Genomic DNA, 17,819 nt, shown 5'->3' on the forward strand with positions numbered 1-17,819 from the left:
GCGGGTACGGTGGAAGCGCGTGACCTGCCGGGCGGTGGGCATAACCGCAGGTGACGCCCGCCCCGGGAGCGGGGCGGGTCACGGTGGCGAACCTGTTCGAAGCCCGTGCCGCCGGCGTCCGCGTCGCCCGTCCGCCGGAAGGCGGCGCGACGATTGAGGAGGGGCGGGGTGGCGGAGGAACTGCGGATCCGGCCGAACGGCGATCTGGCCGCGGCCCTGGAGGGCTACCTCGCGGAGTGGTCCGGGCGCTGCGGCGTCGCCGTCGAGATCTGGGCGCTGCCTGCCGCGGCCGTGTCGCGGCGGGTCGCGCAGGTCGTGTACGCCACCTTCGTCGAGGCGCTGTCCAATGTCGAACGGCACAGCCGCGCGCGGCAGGTCTCCGTCGCCGTCACCGTCGGGAAGGCGGGCCTGCGAATGACCGTGAGCGACGACGGAGCCGGGTTCGGCGTGGACGAGGTCGCACCCGGCTCGGGGCGGGGACTGGCCGCCATGCGGGCCCGCTTCGCCGAGGCCGGGGGCACGTTGACGATCAACAGTGTCCCCGGCGGCGGGACGACCGTCACCGGAGTGATCCGCTCCCGCTGACGCCCACCGGGCGACGCAGCGGGCGCGACCCTAGGGGAGCGTCAGGATCTCGTGGCCCGAGTCGGTGACCAGGATCGTGTGCTCGAACTGGGCCGTACGCTTGCGGTCTTTGGTCACGGCGGTCCAGTTGTCCGGCCAGATGTCGTAGTCGATCGTCCCCAGCGTGAGCATGGGCTCGATCGTGAACGTCATGCCGGGCACGAGCGTGACCGCGAGCGAGGGGTCGTCGTAGTGCGGAACGACCAGGCCGGAGTGGAACGACGTGCTGATGCCGTGACCGGTGAAGTCGCGGACGACGCCGTAGCCGAACCGCTTCGCGTACGCCTCGATCACCCGGCCGACCACGTTGAGCTGGCGCCCGGGCGCGACCGCCCGGATCGCGCGCATGGTGGCCTCACGGGTGCGCTCGACCAGCAGCCGGGACTCCTCGTCCACCTCGCCGACGAGGTACGTCGCGTCGGTGTCCCCGTGGACGCCCCCGATGTACGCGGTGATGTCGACGTTGACGATGTCGCCGTCGTTCAGCACCGTGTCGTCGGGGATGCCGTGGCAGATCACCTCGTTGATCGAGGTGCACAGCGACTTGGGATATCCGCGGTAGCCCAGGGTCGAGGGGTAGGCGTCGTGGTCGCAGAGGAACTCGTGGCCGATACGGTCGAGCTCGTCGGTGGTGACACCGGGCGCGACGTGCCGGCCGACCTCCTCGAGGGCCTGGGCGGCGATCCGGCCCGCGATCCGCATCTTCTCGATCGTCTCCGGCGTCTGGACGTCGGTGGCGCCCTTCTTCGGGGCGGCCTTCCCCACGTACTCCGGGCGTTCGATGTGGGCGGGGACCTTACGCATGGGCGACACTCGCCCTGGCCGGAGGAGTGTTGTCATGCGGCCAAGTCTAGATGCGGTCTGGAGGGGGAGGATTAGCCCGTGAGCGGTCAATGGTGGTTCTGTCTGAAACACATGCGCGTCGAGCCGGAGAAGGGCTGTCCCGACAAGGATCGGATGGGTCCGTACGCGACGGAGGCGGAGGCGGCGCACGCGCTGCAGACCGCCTCCGATCGGAACGAGGCGTGGCAGGTCCAGGACGAGGAATGGGACGAGTAGCGCCTTGACCTGATATTGGGGGACACGCCCGCCGGTGGCCTGCGAAGCTGGCCTAGGGCGGGAGGTGACTCATGATGGACCTCGGCGAGCCGGGAGCCCTGAGCGGCGTGGACGAACGCGCCCGTCGCCTGTCCGGTCCGGAGCGCAGGGTCGCGGCACTGCTGGCGGCCGAGGGGCATCGTGTCGTCGCCGTGGCCCCCGTCAGCGAGCGGCGTCCCGGCGTCCCGTCTCGGGCCAGCCGTCCGGATGCCCTCGTGGACGGGCGGCCCACGGACTTCGCCGTGCTCACCGAAGGTGACACCGGCGTCGCGGTCACGATGGCGCTGAGCCGCGCCGCCCGCCACGCGGACCGGGCCGTGATCGACGCCCGCGGCACCGGGCTGGGCCGCGCCGCCGCCGAGGCGGGCGTCCGCTGGTTCACCGCCGTCCCGCACAGCAACGTGCTGCGCGGGTGGCGGGTCATCGGCGACGGCTACGACCTCACTCACGAGAACGACCACGACGCGAGAGCGTAGGAATCGCGGGCGGCCGGCCGCACCGGCGTCGCGGTGCCCCCGGTGTCCGGCGCCCCGTGTGCGCGCGTCAGTCGGTAACGCGCGGCCCGCTGACCCGGTCCACGAGGCGGGCCAGGCGCTCACGCAGGCTGAGCCGCCGGACGTCGCCCGCCGCGCTGCTCACCAGGTGCTGGGCGCCGTCGAAGCTGAGCGGGCCGTCCAGGCGCGGGATGGCCAGCGCGTCGTGGGCCAGCGACTCCAGGGAGGGGTCGCCGCCGTCGAGGGCGAGGATCGTGGCCCCGGTCCGCCGTGCGTCGTCGACGCGTTCCAGCAGCGGCACGGGGGCCTGCTCCTCGGCGACCACGAAGAGCGTCTCTCCGCGCCGGGCCTCGCGCAGCCGGTCGAGCCCGACCCGCAGGTGGGTGGGCGCGTTCGCGGGCGGTGACCAGCGCAGCAGGGTCGGGGTGAGCTGGGAGAGTCCGGACAGCCGCGCCTCGTCCGACAGGTGGGCGGTCAGGTGCCAGGGTTCGTCGTCGGGTGTCCCCACCAGGAGCAGCCCTCCGGGAGACCGGGTCGTACGCAGCGCCCGTCCCAGCTCTCGGGTGCGCTCCAGCCAGTCGGTCGAGGCGAGCACCTCGCGGAGGAGGCTCACCGAGTCAGCATCCATGCGCCCCATCGTGCCTGACATGTCCGCGCGCGGTCCGGCGAATGTCGCTCCTGACCCGCCGGGACACCCCGCCGTCGCCATACGTGATGTCTGCCACACGTGATGTCTGCCACACGTGATGTCTGCCACACGTGATGTCGCTCTTCAGCCACGGGGAACCCCGGAGCGTGGCCGCCCGGCCGGTACGGCAGGCGCCGCCCCAGGCGGTGGCGTGCCTGCGGCGCCCTGGCATGATCTGCCTATGGCTGAGCTGAAAGACCTTCCGGACGTTTCCGGCCTCTCCATCGGCATCCTCGGCGGCACCGGCGACCAGGGCAAGGGCCTGGCGCGCAGGTTCGCCCTCGCCGGGCACACCGTGCTGATCGGCTCGCGCAACATCGAGCGCGCCCGCGAGGCCGCCGAGAGCATCGGCGTACGCGGCGCAGAGAACGCCGTCGTCGCCGCCGAGGCGGACATCGTGATCGTGGCCGTGCCGTGGGAAGGACACAAGGCGACCCTGGAGTCCCTGCGCGGCGAGCTGGCCGGGAAGATCGTCGTCGACTGCGTGAACCCGCTCGGGTTCGACAAGCAGGGCCCGTACGCGCTGCCGGTAGAGGAGGGCAGCGCGGCCCAGCAGGCGGCGGCCGTCCTTCCGGACAGCCGCGTCGTCGCGGCGTTCCACCACGTGTCCGCGGTCATCCTGCTCGATCCGGAGGTGGCCGAGGTCGGCCTGGACGTCCTCGTTCTCGGCGACGACCGGGAGGCCACGGACATCGTCCAGGCGCTCGCGTCGCGCATCTCGGGAATGCGGGGCATCTACGGCGGACGGCTGCGCAACGCGGGCCAGGTCGAGGCGCTGACCGCCAACCTGATCGCGATCAACCGCCGGTACAAGGCCCACGCCGGGTTCCGGGTCACCGACGTCTGACGCGGTCCGGGGCGCGGGAGGCACGGCGTCGTCCGACGGCGGTCACCCGCGCTCAGGCTGTCAGCGAGAGTGGCGGCTGATTTCTGACGCTTTGTACGGGTTTATGGCGGCCCCTGGATCTGACATCCGGGGGCCGGCCGGGTAATCCTTGTGGGCATGACCCTGCGCCCGGAGACGCGAGCCGTCCACCTGCCCCGACCCGATCTGAACGGCAGCACGCCGATCACGATCCCCATCTACCAGACGTCGGGCTTCGCGTTCGACAGCCCGGAGGTCTTCGCCGACGGGATGGGGCGCCCGGACGGCGCCTTCGTCTACGGGCGGCTCTCCAACCCCACCGTGCGCGCGCTGGAGGAGGCCGTCGCCGGACTGGAGGGCGGACAGGCGGCCGTGGCCACCGGCTCCGGCATGGGGGCCATCAACTCGGTGCTGCTCGCGCTGCTGAGCCCGGGCGACCACGTGATCGCCCAGCGCCCGCTGTACGGCGGCACCGCCCACATGCTGGCCGACCTGACCGCGCGGTTCGGCGTCGAGGTGACGTACGTCCACGAGGCGGACCCGGCGGCGGTGCGCGCGGCCGCGCGGCCGGAGACGAAGCTGCTCTACCTGGAGACGATCGCCAACCCGATGACCCAGGTCGCCGACCTGCCCGGGATGGCGTCCGCCGCGCGCGAGGCGGGGGTGCTGACCGTCGTGGACAACACGTTCGCCTCACCCGTCCTGTGCCGGCCGATCGAGCACGGGGCGGACGTGGTGGTGCACTCCACCACGAAGTACCTCTCCGGCCACACCGACGTCCTCGGCGGCGTCGCGGTCTTCGCCTCCGCCGAGCTGCATCGCAAGGTCTGGTCGTACGCGATCGAGCTGGGCGCCACGGCGGACCCGTTCGCCGCCTGGCTCACCCTGCGCGGCATCCAGACCCTGCCGCTGCGCATGGAGCGCCACTGCGCCAACACGCGCCTGCTGGCCACCCGCCTCGCCGAGCACCCCGCCGTGGCGGCCGTGCACTGGCCCGGCCTGCCGTCGCACCCGTCGTACGACGTGGCGGCCAAGCTGCTGCCGGACTTCGGCGGGGTGTTCTCGTTCGACCTGCACGGGGGCCGCGCGGCCGGCGAGGCGTTCATGAGCTCCGTACGGCTCGCGCTGCTCGCGCCCTCGCTCGGCGGCGTCGAGACGCTGATCCTGCACCCGGCCACGACGTCGCACCGGTCGCTCGACGCGGCCGGGCTGGCCGCCGCGGGGATCGGCGAGGGGACGGTCCGGGTGTCCGTCGGCATCGAGCACCCGGAAGACCTGTGGGCCGACTTCGCGCAGGCGCTCGGCTGACGCCGTTCACCGGCGGACCCGGCCCCGCGGGACACGGGGCCGATCCGCGGTCGCGGTCAGTGGTAGCTGTGCTCGGGGGCGGGGAAGACGCCGGAGACGACCTCGTCGGCGTACGCCCGGACGGCCTGGCTCATCTCGCCCGCGAGGTCGAAGTACTTCTTCACGAACTTCGCCGGGCGCGGGGTGAGACCCATCAGGTCCTGCCAGACGAGGACCTGGGCGTCGGTGCCCCCGCCCGCTCCGATGCCGATGGTGGGGATGCTCAGTGACGCGGTCACCCGCTCCGCCAGCTCGGCCGGGACGCACTCCAGCACGACGGCGAACGCGCCGGCGTGCTCAAGGGCCTTGGCGTCGGCCATCAGCTCGTCGCCCGACTGGCCCCGGCCCTGAACGCGGTAGCCGCCGAGGACGTTCACCGACTGCGGGGTCAGGCCGATGTGCGCCATGACCGGCACGCCGGCCGACACGAGCATCTCGGCCTGCGACAGCACGCGACGGCCGCCCTCCAGCTTCACGGCGTGGGCCCCGGCCTCCTTCATGAACCGGGCCGCCGTCTCCAGCGCCTGCTGCGGCGACGCCTGGTAGGACGCGAACGGCAGGTCGGCGACCACCATCGCGCGGCTGGAGCCGCGTACCACGGCGGCGGTGAGCGGAATGAGGTCGTCGACCGTGACCGGCAAGGTCGAGTCGTACCCGTAGACGACCATCGCGGCCGAGTCGCCGACGAGCAGGACGGGGATGCCCGCCTCGTCGAAGATCTTCGCCGTCATCGCGTCGTACGCGGTGACCATCGGCCACTTCTCGTGGCGTTCCTTCGCTGCCGCGAGATCGCGGACGGTCACCCTGCGCCCCGACGTGCCGCCGTAAAGAGCGGTGGGTGCAGCGGAAACAGAGGACATGGCTACCTCCAGGTCTCGTGGCGCCCCTGTGGCGTCCCCGGACAGTCAGATCATCGCATGGTGCCCGCAAATAGAACACCCGAAGGGTGGACCGTAATCCGGTGGAAATCCTGTCGGTGCGGCACGGCACAATGCCTTCCCGGAGGTACGCACCAAAATGGCACTCGAACGTTATCGGAGGGTTCTCGCCCTGCCGGGAGTCCGCACGTTGCTGCTGGTCGGCATGCTCGCCAGGATCCCGCTGACGGGCACGGGCATCACGCTCACCCTGCACGTGGTCAACGGGCTCGGCATGGGCTTCCTGCAAGCCGGGCTGGTCGGCACGGGCAACCTGATCGGGGCCGCGATCGGCTCGCCGCTCGCCGGGCGGTTCGTCGACCGGCGCGGGCTGCGTCCCGTGCTCGCGGTGACCACGGCGGTCCAGTTCGCCTTCTGGTGCTCCGCTCCGCTGCTCCCGTACGAGGCGCTGATCCCGGGCGCGATCGTCGCGGGGCTGTTCGCCCAGCCCGTCTTCGGCGCGCTCCGGCAGTGCCTGGGCGCGATGGTCCCCGCGGAGCGCCACCAGTCGGCCTTCGCGCTGGACTCCATGGCCGTCGAGCTGTCGTACATGGTGGGCCCGGCCCTGGCGGTCGCCCTCTCGACCGGGTTCGGCACCACCGTGACGATGTACGCGGTGGGCGTCGGACTGGTCGGCACCGGCGTCGCCCTGTACGCGCTGAACCCGCCGACACAGTCCCCGGGCGAGGTGAGCCCCGAGAGGGTGCCGCGGCGCAGCTGGCTCGGGCCCGGGCTATTCACGCTGCTCGGAGTCGCGTCGTCGCTCACCTTCGTCCTCACCACCACCGAGCTGTCGGTCGTCGCCATGCTCAAGGCGGGGGCGGCCACCCAGTGGACCGGGCTGGTGATCGGGGTCTGGTGCGGATACTCCCTCATCGGCGGGTTCGTGTACGGCGGGCTGCCCCGGGGGTTCTCGCCCCTGCTCCTCACCGGCGCCATGTGTGTGTTCACCGTGCCGATCGGCCTCGTCGGCGGCGGGTGGTGGTGGCTCTGCCTGGCGCTGGTCCCGGCCGGCCTGCTGTGCGCGCCCGCGATGTCGGCCACCGTGGGAGCGATCCAAGGGCGGGTGCCCGCGGGCGCGCGCGGCGAGGCGATGGGCCTGCACGGCACCGCGCTGCTGATCGGTGGCGCCTGCGCCGGCCCGGCGGCCGGGGCGGTGGTCGACGCGCACGGTCCGGTCTGGGCGTTCGCGGCCGCGGGCTGCCTCGGGCTGGTGCTGGTCCTGATCGCCTTCCCGTTCTGGCGGGACGCCAGGCGGCCGGCGGCCGCCGAGCCGGTGTCGGCGTCGGTGTCGGCGTCGCTCTGACGCGCTGATCCGCCGGGTTTCGTTTCCGGAACGTTCCGAGGCTGTTCGGGGAACGTTCCGAGGCCGTCCCGGGGGCGTTCCGAGGTCGTTCTGAGGTCGTTCCGGGAACGCTGCGAGGCTGTCCGGTGTTCGCCTTCGAGGAGGCACGGGGACGGGGGCGGCGTTGCCGTATCCACGGCCGGGCCGCCCCATCCGTCATCCGGGCGTGAGCGCGGCGTGGCCGGGCCTGACGGCTGGGGGCCTGGCCGTCCACATTATGAAACGAGACGGTTGCGTATCGAATCTGCTTCCGCTACGGTACCGTTCCGAAACTCATGCGTATCGAAACTTCACTGGGGGACCCTTTGGACGCGCATACCGGGCACCCACGCCGATGGCAGATTCTCGGCGTCATGGTGTTCAGCCTGCTGGCCGTCGTGCTCGACAACACCATTCTCAACGTCGCGATCAAGACGATCGCCGACCCGGTGCAGGGGCTGGGGGCCACCCAGAGCGAGCTCGAGTGGGCGATGAACTCCTACACGCTCGTCTTCGCGGGGCTGCTGTTCACCTTCGGCGTGCTGGGCGACAGGTACGGCCGTAAGAAGATGCTGCTGGTCGGCATGGTCATCTTCGGTATCGCGTCGCTGGTCAGCGCGTACGCGCAGGACCCGATGCAGCTCATCATGGCCCGCGCGCTGATGGGTCTCGGCGGCGCGGCCATCATGCCGGCCACGCTGGCGATCATCTCGAACGTCTTCCCGATCCACGAGCGGGGCAAGGCGATCGGCATCTGGGCGGGCGGCGTCGGCATCGCCGTCGCGATCGGCCCGATCACCGGCGGCCTGCTCCTTGAGCACTTCTGGTGGGGCTCGGTCTTCCTGGTCAACATCCCGATCGTGCTGATCGGCCTGGTGTTGATCGGGACCGTGGTGCCCGACTCCAAGGACCCCGGCAAGACCGGCCTCGACCCGGTCGGCGTGCTGCTGTCGATCGTCGGCCTGGTGGCCCTGGTCTACGGCATCGTGCGGATCAGCGACCTCGGCACCGTCGCCGACGTCTCGGTCGTCGTCCCGTCGCTGCTCGGCCTCGCCATCCTCGGCGTGTTCTTCTGGTACGAGCGGCGCATCGACCACCCGGCCTTCGACGTGCGCCACTTCAGGAACGCCGCCTTCTCCACCGCGATCGCCAGCGTCGGCCTGGTCTTCTTCGCGGCGATGGGCGTGATGTTCTTCATGGCCTTCTACTGGCAGATCGTCCGGGGATACTCGCCGCTCCAGTCGGGCGCCCTGGTGCTGCCGTTCGCGGTGGCCCAGCTCATCTTCGCGCCGCGCAGCTCCAAGGTCGTCGAGAAGTACGGCGCCAAGGCGGTCGGCACGGTCGGCATGTTTGTGATCACCGCCTGCCTCGCGGCCTACTCCCTCGTCGGTGTGGACACGCCCATCTGGATCCTGCTGGTCCTCACGTTCGTCCAGGGGGCGGCGATGGCCCACATCATGCCGCCCGCGACCACCGCGATCATGAACGCGCTGCCCCGTGAGAAGGCCGGCGTCGGCTCCTCGATGAGCAACGTCGTGCGCCAGGTCGGCGGCACCCTCGGCATCGCCATCCTCGGCGCGGTGCTCTCCGCCGTGTACCGCGACGGCATGGAGGGCAAGGTGACCGGCGTCCCGGAACAGCTCCACCACGTCGTGACCGAGTCGATCTCCGGCGCCGCCGGTGTCGCCGAGAGTCTCGGCGCGCAGGGCGCCGGGCTGATGAAGGCGGCCGGCGAGGCGTTCGTCGGCGGCATCCACTGGGCGGCCCTCGGCTCGGCCGCGGTCGCGCTGGTCGGCGCCCTCCTGATGGCCCGCTGGATGCCGGGAAAGCCCGTTCCGGCCGCTCCGGACGGTATGCCGGAGGTGGAAAAGGAAGCGGCGGTAGTGTGAGCGCACGATGATGACGCGGCAGATGGCGGAAGGGGCGGCTCGCGCCGCGGGGCGCCCCCGCAGTGAGAAGGCGGAGAAGTCGATCATCGAGGCCACTCTCGAAATGATCGGCGAGGGCATCGCGGTGTCCGAGCTGTCCATCGAGGGCATCGCATCCCGGGCGGGTGTCGGCAAGACGACGATCTATCGCCGCTGGTCCAACAAGGAAGATCTCGTCGTCGACGCCCTGGCGACGTTGAAACCGCCGCTCCCGCCGCTGCGGGGGGACTCCGTCCGGGACGACCTGGTCGCCTATCTCAGAGTCATCCAGGACGAGTCCCGCCACAGCCGCACGCGCTGCATCATGAACATCGCGATGAGCGACTCCGACCGGCACCCCCGCCTGGCCGCCCGCTTCGATGAGCTGGCCATCCAGCCGCGCCGCGCCGTCATGGCGGAGGTGCTGCGGCGCGGTGTCGAGCGCGGGGAGCTGCGCCCCGACCTCGACGTCGAGATGGCGATGGCCATACTGACCGGCGCGATGCTGTGGCACACCAAGTGGTCGCAGCGCGCCACCGATCTGCCCGACGACCTGGCCGAGCGGATCGTGGACGAGGCACTGCGCGGCTTCTGCCCCCGCTGAACGCGGGCACTGTCCGGCTTCCGCCCGCGCCGAACGCGGGCACTGTCCGGCTTCCGCCCATGTCGGACGACGAGGCGCCGCCCGGCTGCCATCCCTCGCTGAGGGCGAAGCCGGGTCGGCGCCGGACGGTCAGCGGGTGGTCTCCCGCCACCGGTTCGTGATCGGCAGCCGCCGGTCGCGGCCGAAGTTCTTCGGCGTGATCTTCGGCCCCGGCGGGTACTGGCGCCGCTTGTACTCCGCGAGGTCCACCAGCCGGATGATCCGGCTCACCAGCTCGCTGTCGTGCCCGGCCGCCACCAGCTCCGGGGCGCCCATGTCCTTCTCCACGTACTCGTCCAGCAGCCGGTCGAGCACGTCGTACGGCGGGAGCGAGTCGGTGTCGCGCTGGTCGGGCCGCAGCTCGGCGCTGGGCTCCTTGGTGATCGAGTTCTCCGGGATCGGCGGCCCGTCCGTGCGGAGCAGGAAGAAGTCGTCCGGGCCGTGGGCGTTGCGCCACGTGGACAGCTCCCAGACCAGGGTCTTCGGCACGTCCTTGATGGGGGCGAACCCGCCCGCCGAGTCGCCGTAGAGGGTGGAGTAGCCGGTGGCCAGCTCGCTCTTGTTGCCGGTGGTCAGCACCAGGTGGCCGTGCTCGTTCGACAGGCTCATCAGCAGCATGCCGCGCACGCGGGCCTGGAGGTTCTCGGCGGCCAGGCCGTCCAGGTCGATCTCCTTCTCGAACGCGGTGACGATGTCGGCGATCGGGACGGTCCGCGCGGTGACGCCCTGCCGCCGTACCAGCTCCTCCGCGTCACCGACCGAGTGCTCGGACGAGTAGCGCGAGGGCATCAGCACGACGTTCACCCGCTCCGGCCCGATGGCGTCGGACGCGATCGTCGTGGCGAGGGCGGAGTCGATGCCGCCGGACAGGCCGAGGATCACCGAGCGGAAGCCGTTCTTGGTGACGTAGTCGCGCACGCCGAGGACGAGGGCGTGGTAGATCTCGGCGAGGTCGTCCAGCCGCGGGGCCATGACGGGCGGCACGGGCGCGTACGGCTCGACCGGCCCGCCCGTGAGCTCCAGCCGTTCGACGGTGATGGTGGTGCCGTCCTGTGCGTCCACGGGGAACTCGCCGGGCTCGCCGGTGCCGAGCGGCAGGTCGAGGTCGGTGACGAGCAGCTCCTCCTTGAACTGCGAGGCGCGCGCGATCAGGGCGCCGGAGGCGTCCACCACGATCGAGTCGCCGTCGAAGACGAGCTCGTCCTGCCCGCCGACCTGGTTGACGTAGGCGAGGGCGCAGCCCGCTTCCCGGGCCCGCCTCTCGACCAGCTCCCGTCGCACGTCGTCCTTCTCCACCTCGTACGGCGAGGCGTTGGGGACGACGAGCAGGCCGGCGCCGGCCCGGGCGACCGTGGAGACCGGCCCGCCGTCCTGCCAGAGGTCCTCGCAGACGGCGATGGCGACGTCCACGCCGCGCACCCGCACGATGGGCATCCGGTCGCCGCGTACGAAGTAGCGGTACTCGTCGAAGACGCCGTAGTTGGGCAGGTGGTGCTTGGCGCTGCGTGCGACCACGCGCCCGCCGTACAGCACGGCCACGGCGTCGAGGGGCGCGCCCTTCGGCTGGCCGGCCCGGGGTTCGAGGTCGGCCCGGTCGACGTAGCCGGTGATGACGGGAAGCTCGCCGAGCCCCTCGTCGGCGAGACGGCGCGCCACGGCCTCGAGGGTCGCGATGGAGGCGTCCACGAACGAGGAGCGGAGCACCAGGTCCTCGACGGGATATCCGGTCAGGAACATCTCCGTGAAGACCACCAGGTGCGCGCCCTCGTGGGCGGCGCGGTGGGTCCACTCGACGAGCCGGTTCGCGTTCCCGGCGAGGTCGCCGACGACGGGGTTGGTCTGGGCCAGGGCGATACGCAGTTGTGCCACAGGCCCAGCGTAGAACCCCGCGTTATTTGTCGTCAAAGCGACGATAAGTCATCGTTCGGAGGACCCGGGACTGACCAGGCCGCTCTCGTACGCGAGGACCACGAGCTGCGCCCGGTCGAGCAGCTCCAGCCGGTCGAGCAGCGCGGCCACCTCCTCGGCCACCTCGCTTTCCGGCACGGCCAGGGTGACGGCGATCTGCCGGTTGGTGAAGCCGCGCGCCACCAGCTTGACCAGGTCGAGGTCGGAGTCCGAGAGCCCGGCGGGGGCGGCCGGGTCGCGCCGCCCGGCGAAAGCCGCGATCAGATGCGTGGTGACCGCCGGGTCGAGCAGGGCGTCGCCCGCGACCGCGGCCCGGATCGCCGCGATGAGCTGCTCCGGCGGGGAGGTCTTGAGCACGAAGCCGCTCACCCCCGCGCGCAGCGCGGCGTAGAGGTTCTCGTCGGTCCCGAAGGTCGTCATCATGATCACCTTCGGCGGGTCGCCGTCCGCGAGGATCCGCCGCGCCGCGGCCAGGCCGTCGAGCCGGGGCATCTGGATGTCCATCAGGACCACGTCCGGCCGCGCCGCCCGGACGAGGGCGATCGCCTGCTCGCCGTTCTCGGCCGCGCCGGCGAACTCCAGGCCGGGCTCCGAGTCCAGGACCATCTTCAGGCCGGCGCGTACCAGCGCCTGATCATCGGCGACCAGGACGCGGATCGCCGCCGGAGGGGCGTACGACGCCGGCCCGGCCGTCGGCGCGCCCGAGCCGCGGGGCTTCGGGCCGTCCAGGTGCGGCGCCTGCGAGAAGATGTCCTGCTCCAGCCGCTGCAGGGCGGGCCCCAGGTCCAGGCCCAGCTCCTCGCGGAGGGCCTCGCGCGCCCGCCGCAGGGCGCCGAGCGCGTCCCCCTGCCGTCCCTCCCGGTACAGCGCCAGTGCGAGCAGCCGCCAGGCCTCCTCACGCAGCGGGTACGTCGACGCGTGGGCCTCCAGATCGGGGACCAGCGCGCCGGCCCGGCCCAGCCGGATGGCCGCGTCACCTCGGCGTTCGACCGCGAGCAGGCGCAGCTCCTCCAGCCGCAGCCCCTCGGCCACCGCCCACGGCAGGTCGAGGAACTCGGCCAGCGCGGGACCGCGCCACAGGCCGAGCGCGGTCTCCATCCGCTCCAGCGTGTGTGCCGGATCGTCGTCCTGGTCGCTCTTGACGAGCTTCTCGAACCACCAGGAGTCGACCTGCTCCACCGTGGCGCGCAGCGCGTACCCCGGGGGAGCCGAGACCAGGATCCCGGCCTGCTCGCGGGGCGCGCGGCGCGGTTCGAGCGCGCGGCGCAGCCGCGACACGTATCCCTGGATGGTCGAGAGCGCCTGGCCGGGCGGCTCGCCCGGCCACAGCTCGTCGATGAGCACGCCGACGGGTACGGCCCGGCCGCCCGCGACGACCAGCCGGGCCAGCACGGCCTGCTGCCGCTGACCTCCCAGGTCGAGGACCTGACCATCCGATTCCGCCTGGAACGGTCCGAGAGCACGAAATTTCACCATCGCACTGGTAAGCGTAGGGCTATCCGATGCGCCAGAGCAGTGCCCGATCCGAGCTGTCTCCCGCCGTCCGTCCTCGCCGCGTTCTTCCCCGCCGGGCGACCGGCGCGGTGCGGGCCGGGACCGGCGGGAGAGGGTCAGCGGCCGGGAGCGGGGTCGGGGGAGGCGCTCGTGGCGGAGTCGGTGGGGGAATCCGGAGCGGGGCCGGTCGGGATGGCCGGGGTGGACCCGGCCGCGGAGTCGTCCGGCGCGGGCGGCTCGCCGGGGGAGGCGAGCGGGAACCGGGCCTCCACCGTGGTGCCCCCGCCGGGAGCGGCGGCGATGACGCAGCTCCCGCCCAGCTCGGCGGCGCGTTCCCGCATCGACGACGTCCCGACCCCGGCCCGTCGGTCCTCCGGCAGGCCGATCCCGTCGTCGGTGACGGTGACCCGCAGCTCGGCGTCCCGGGAGAGCGTCACGCTCACGCGCTCGGCTCGGGCGTGCCTGCGGACGTTGGTCAGCGCCTCCTGCACGATGCGGTACGCCGCCACCTCCACCGCGGCGGGCAGCCCCGACGCCTCGCCCTCGACGACGACCTCCGCGGGCGGCGGCGCCTCCTCCGCCAGGGCCCGTACGGCTCCCGCCAGGCCGAGGTCGTCGAGCGCCGGGGGCCGCAGGCCGTACACGAGCCGGCGGATGTCGCCGGTGACGGCGTCCATGCCGGCGTGCAGGTCGCGGAGTAGTTCGTCGGCCGTGGAGCGGGAGCGCGTGAGGCTGTACCGCGCCATGTTGACGGTCATCGCCATGGCGGACAGGGTCTGGCCGAGGCCGTCGTGCAGGTCGCGGCGCAGCCGGCGGCGCTCCTCCTCACGGGCGGCGAGGATCCGCTCCCGGGACCGCTGCAGGTCCGAGGCCATGCGCACGGCGTGCGCCACGTCGGCGACGTGGGGCAGCAGCGTGGCGATGACCCGCTCGTCGTGAGCGGCGGCGAACCGCCGTGGCCCCGGCTCGCCGATCAGCAGGCGGCCCACCGGCTCGCCGTGCCAGACCAGGGCGATCTTCCTGGGGGAGCCGCCGACGTCGCCGCGCGCGACGTAGCCGGGCCGCCCGCCGGTCACCTCGACGGCGGCGCCACCGACGGCCAGGCCGTCCCGCACGACCGCGACGACGGAGGCGAGCGCGTCGGCGGGACCGGCCAGGCGCACCTCCTGGGTGAGCCGGTCGGCGAGGACCGCGGGATCGCCGACCGGGCCGTAGAGCATCCGGTCGATCGCGCGCTGGAGGGCGCCGCGCAGCGGCTGGAAGAACGCGCCGGACAGCACCGCCGCCGCGACCCCGGCGACCTGGTGGTATCCCGACGCCAGCAGGCCGGCCAGCCCGCTCGCCCCGAAGTAGACGCCGCCGACCACGGCGAGCAGGCCCGCCGCCACGAAGGTCCTGCTGATGACCGTGTCGATGCCGTACAGCCGGTAGCGCAGCGCCGAGAAGAGGATTGCGATGGGGATGGCGGCCGTCCACGCCGACGCCGGCACCACCATGGACGGGCCCGACAGATAGAAGACGACATATCCGGCGAAGGCGATGAGCGGCCAGGCGATCTGCCGCCGGGTGACCGGGTCGGCCCCGCGCAGCCGCAGCACCAGCGAGAGCAGCGCGGCGACCACGCACACCGCGATGGCGTACGCCAGCGCCGAGACGACCTGGTCGTAGTACGGCGCGAGCGCCTCGATCGCCAGCGGGTTGGGGATGACGGCGGGCAGGCGGTAGCGCGCCGGGTCCGGAGTGGGGCGGGCGACGATCACAACGATCTCCGCGAGCGTCGCCAGGACGCCGGCCACGACCACCGGCCGCCACCGGCGCGAGGGCAGCCGGCCGGTCGGCGAGTAGAGGGGCAGCACGATCGCGAGCAGCAGCCCCGCGACGGCCCAGCACGTCACCTCCAGCCAGCGCAGCACCCCGGCGACGTCGAGGTCGCCCCGCGAGGCGGTGTGAAGGAGCAGCGCGCCGCCGATCACGTTGCCCGCGCCGAGCAGCCCGCCCGCGCACATCAGCCAGGCGAGGCTCAGCCGCGGGCGCTGCGCGACCAGGAAGGCGCCGACGGGCGCGAAGGCGAGGCCGACGCCGAGGTCCGGGGAGACCGGGAAGCCGGGCTGCCAGTCAGGAGGGAGCCGGAGCTGGACCAGCAGGCCGATTGCCGTCAGGGCGACCGACGCGACCGCCATGACGGCGGCGACCGCCTGGCCGCGTCGTTCGTTCATAGTGAATGGGGATTATGTCGGCAAGGGGGCCTCGGCGCCAGCCCGGCGGCGGATCGCCGGGGCGATGGCGAGCATCGCCGCGGCGGCCAGCGCTCCCAGCACGCCGCAGGTGATCCACAGCACCGGCGCGCCCACATCCAGCAGCCGGGTGCCGAGCAGCGGCGCGAGCAGCGAGGCGGCCGACCAGGCGAAGCCGTTCAGGCCGGCGTAGCGGCCCCGCAGGTGGGGCGGGGCGAGCGCGGCGACGATCGTGCCGGGGATGCCCGCCAGGGCGATCTCGCCGAGCGTCCAGACGGCGATCGCGGCGCCGTGGCCGAGGGCCGACGACATCAGGGTGGTGAGCGCGAACCCTCCGCCCACGACGACGAAGCCGAGGGCCAGCAGGCGGCTCGGGTCGCGGTGGGCGAGCCATGCGTTCGTCAGCGGCTGGATGACCACGATCAGCACGCCGTTCACCGCCATCGCGCTGCCGTACGCGCTGGTCGGGAGGCCCTGACCGGCCATCGCCAGCGGCAGCGTGGTGAACCCCTGGAGGTAGACGAACGCGTACACGAGGTTGACCAGCGTGAAGGCGACCATCAGCCGGTCGCGCAGCACGTCGCCGAACCCGCCCTCGGACACCTCGCTCTTGGCCGGGCGGGTCTCGGGGATCGCCCGCCACACCAGGACGGCGAAGGCGGCGCAGGTGATCGCGTCGATCCAGAACAGCGTGGTGAAGCCGCCCTTGGCCAGCCAGCCGCCGGCGATCATCGCGACGGAGAAGCCCAGGTTGAGCGCCCAGTAGATCAGGCCGTACGCGCGGGGCCGATCCTCGGGGGAGACCAGGTCGGCCACCAGCGCATGGGAGGCGGGGCGGTAGGCGTCGATCACGATCCCGAGCACGAACATGCCGACGACGATCCCCGGGATGCTCGTCGTATACCCGAGCGCGATGAACGCGACCGCCGTCAAGAGCATCGATCCGGCCAGCGTCACCCGTCGCCCGAAGCGGTCGGCCATCCAGCCCGCGACCGGCTGGGACGCCAGCGACCCCGCGCCGTAGACGGTGAGCACCAGGCCGGTCGCCGCGAGCGACATCCCGCGCGACTGGGTCAGGTAGACGCCGATGAACGGGTCCACCATGGTGCCGAGACGGTTGACGAGGGTGCCGCCGAAGAGGGCCCAGAAGGGGCGGGGGAGGCCGCCGATCCGTGACCGGAGGAAGCCAGTTCTGGCGATGGTCGTGCTTGTCACGGGGAAAGCTTCGGACAGGTGTTCGCTACGATGCGAACGATTTAGCTGTCGCTAAAAGCTCCTGCGGGGAAAGGAGGGCCGGTGAGCATCGAGTGGTGGTTCGCCCCCGGTGACGTGGCCCGGCTGCGGTTCGCGTTCTCGCCGCTGTGGGAGCTGGTGTCGAGCCTGCGCGTGCTGCGGCAGCCCGGGCGGCACTCGGTCCACCTGCCATGGCTGCGCGCCGTGCGGCCCCGGGTGGCCGGGCTCGACCTCGCCGAGCTGTACGCGCTCGTCCCGATGCGGGGTTACCTCCCCGACTTCCTGACGCCGCCGCCGGACACGACGCTTCCGGACTTCGCGGCCGAGCTGGAAAGAGTGCGGCACACACGGCCCGAGACGGCGCGGGAAGAGGCGGCTCACGTGCGCTCCCCCGACCCGGAGGCGCAGCGCAGGTTCGCCGACGACCCGGAGGCCGGCATCCGCCGCGTGTCCGACACGCTGTGGAACCTGTGGACCGTCGCCATGGAAGAGTTCTGGCCGCAGGTCTACGGCGTGCTGGAGGCCGACGTCATGCGGCGTTCCCGCATCCTCGCGACCGGAGGAGTGCAGGCGGTGTTCACCGACCTGCACGACTCCGTGACCTGGCACGGAGACCGGCTCGTCACGGCCAAGGAGTGGAACCACTCCGGACCGATCACGGGGGACGGCCTGCTGCTCGTGCCCAGCGCGTTCCACTGGCCCGACGTCGCGGTCGTGTGCGAGCCGTACCAGCCGCTGCTGTGCTATCCGGCGCACGGCGTCGGCACGCTGTGGACGACGGGACGGCCGTGCACCTCCGGCGGGCTCAGCGCGCTCATCGGCCGTACCAGGGCGGGCATCCTCACCGCGCTGGAGGAGCCCGCCTCGACCTCCGGGCTGGCCCGCCGGATGGATCTCACCCCGGGAGCGGTGAGCCAGCATCTGACCGTGCTGTCCGGCGGCGGGCTCGTCGCCCGGCAGCGGATGGGCAGGGAGGTGCTCTACCGGCGCACCTCCATGGGGGACGCGCTGGTCAGCGGGGCGTGACGGCCGTCCCTGTCCGG

The 17,819-nt window shown here is 72.4% G+C and carries 16 protein-coding genes; 9 read left to right on the forward strand and 7 right to left on the reverse strand.

The window, feature by feature from the left end; genetic code table 11:
• The first annotated feature begins 168 nt into the window (after positions 1–168).
• Positions 169–585, forward strand: a complete 417-nt coding sequence (locus AWQ71_RS05840) for a sensor histidine kinase (protein WP_067127903.1) — start codon at positions 169–171, stop codon at positions 583–585.
• A gap of 30 nt (positions 586–615) precedes the next feature.
• On the opposite strand, the gene map is transcribed toward AWQ71_RS05840, so the two are convergent.
• A complete protein-coding gene (map, locus tag AWQ71_RS05845; RefSeq protein ID WP_067127906.1) occupies positions 616–1,464 on the reverse strand; it encodes a type I methionyl aminopeptidase in 849 nt (282 codons plus the stop codon).
• 42 nt (positions 1,465–1,506) lie between these two features.
• Between map and AWQ71_RS41395 the strand changes: the two genes are divergently transcribed.
• Entirely contained in the window at positions 1,507–1,683 is a 177-nt protein-coding gene (locus AWQ71_RS41395) for a hypothetical protein (protein ID WP_157570206.1), read from the forward strand.
• 71 nt (positions 1,684–1,754) lie between these two features.
• On the forward strand, positions 1,755–2,198 hold the full coding sequence (locus AWQ71_RS05850) for a CdiA C-terminal domain-containing protein (protein ID WP_067127910.1): 444 nt from the start codon (positions 1,755–1,757) through the stop codon (positions 2,196–2,198).
• Between the two features lie 67 nt (positions 2,199–2,265).
• Here the strand turns inward: AWQ71_RS05850 and AWQ71_RS05855 are convergent, their stop codons facing one another.
• Positions 2,266–2,844 carry a hypothetical protein gene (locus tag AWQ71_RS05855; RefSeq protein WP_174550680.1) on the reverse strand — a complete coding sequence of 193 codons (579 nt, stop codon included), beginning with the start codon at positions 2,842–2,844 and terminating at the stop codon, positions 2,266–2,268.
• Positions 2,845–3,085: 241 nt separating this feature from the next.
• On the opposite strand from AWQ71_RS05855, the gene npdG reads away from it, so the two are divergent.
• On the forward strand, positions 3,086–3,751 hold the full coding sequence (gene npdG / locus AWQ71_RS05860; protein WP_067127913.1) for an NADPH-dependent F420 reductase: 666 nt from the start codon (positions 3,086–3,088) through the stop codon (positions 3,749–3,751).
• A 156-nt stretch (positions 3,752–3,907) separates the two neighbouring features.
• Positions 3,908–5,077: a trans-sulfuration enzyme family protein gene (locus AWQ71_RS05865; RefSeq protein ID WP_067128864.1), complete on the forward strand. Its 1,170-nt coding sequence runs from the start codon at positions 3,908–3,910 to the stop codon at positions 5,075–5,077.
• A 56-nt stretch (positions 5,078–5,133) separates the two neighbouring features.
• Here the strand turns inward: AWQ71_RS05865 and panB are convergent, their stop codons facing one another.
• Positions 5,134–5,976 (reverse strand): 3-methyl-2-oxobutanoate hydroxymethyltransferase, encoded by an 843-nt coding sequence (gene panB, locus AWQ71_RS05870; protein WP_067127916.1) that lies wholly within the window; start codon positions 5,974–5,976, stop codon positions 5,134–5,136.
• Between the two features lie 157 nt (positions 5,977–6,133).
• Here panB and AWQ71_RS05875 point away from each other — a divergent pair, with 157 nt between their 5' ends.
• The 3 genes from AWQ71_RS05875 to AWQ71_RS05885 all read left to right on the forward strand — a co-directional run bounded on the left by AWQ71_RS05875 (position 6,134) and on the right by AWQ71_RS05885 (position 9,868).
• Entirely contained in the window at positions 6,134–7,339 is a 1,206-nt protein-coding gene (locus AWQ71_RS05875; protein WP_067127919.1) for an MFS transporter, read from the forward strand.
• 392 nt (positions 7,340–7,731) lie between these two features.
• The gene (locus AWQ71_RS05880) at positions 7,732–9,246 is read left to right on the forward strand and encodes an MFS transporter (protein WP_174550681.1); all 1,515 of its coding nucleotides are present in this window, start codon (positions 7,732–7,734) and stop codon (positions 9,244–9,246) included.
• 7 nt (positions 9,247–9,253) lie between these two features.
• Positions 9,254–9,868, forward strand: a complete 615-nt coding sequence (locus AWQ71_RS05885; RefSeq protein WP_067127925.1) for a TetR/AcrR family transcriptional regulator — start codon at positions 9,254–9,256, stop codon at positions 9,866–9,868.
• A 129-nt stretch (positions 9,869–9,997) separates the two neighbouring features.
• On the opposite strand, the gene AWQ71_RS05890 is transcribed toward AWQ71_RS05885, so the two are convergent.
• The 4 genes from AWQ71_RS05890 to AWQ71_RS05905 all read right to left on the reverse strand — a co-directional run bounded on the left by AWQ71_RS05890 (position 9,998) and on the right by AWQ71_RS05905 (position 16,758).
• A complete protein-coding gene (locus AWQ71_RS05890; RefSeq protein WP_084258615.1) occupies positions 9,998–11,776 on the reverse strand; it encodes an NAD+ synthase in 1,779 nt (592 codons plus the stop codon).
• A 48-nt stretch (positions 11,777–11,824) separates the two neighbouring features.
• Positions 11,825–13,291: a BTAD domain-containing putative transcriptional regulator gene (locus AWQ71_RS44590; protein ID WP_067127927.1), complete on the reverse strand. Its 1,467-nt coding sequence runs from the start codon at positions 13,289–13,291 to the stop codon at positions 11,825–11,827.
• 134 nt (positions 13,292–13,425) lie between these two features.
• Positions 13,426–15,525, reverse strand: coding sequence for a sensor histidine kinase (locus AWQ71_RS05900; protein ID WP_067127929.1), 2,100 nt, complete (start codon positions 15,523–15,525; stop codon positions 13,426–13,428).
• 12 nt (positions 15,526–15,537) lie between these two features.
• Positions 15,538–16,758, reverse strand: coding sequence for an MDR family MFS transporter (locus AWQ71_RS05905; protein WP_067127932.1), 1,221 nt, complete (start codon positions 16,756–16,758; stop codon positions 15,538–15,540).
• Positions 16,759–16,839: 81 nt separating this feature from the next.
• On the opposite strand from AWQ71_RS05905, the gene AWQ71_RS05910 reads away from it, so the two are divergent.
• Positions 16,840–17,802, forward strand: a complete 963-nt coding sequence (locus tag AWQ71_RS05910; protein ID WP_067127935.1) for a DUF5937 family protein — start codon at positions 16,840–16,842, stop codon at positions 17,800–17,802.
• Positions 17,803–17,819 lie beyond the last annotated feature (17 nt).

The sequence above is a fragment of the Microtetraspora malaysiensis genome, from assembly GCF_001528665.1.
GTDB lineage: Bacteria > Actinomycetota > Actinomycetes > Streptosporangiales > Streptosporangiaceae > Microtetraspora_A > Microtetraspora_A malaysiensis.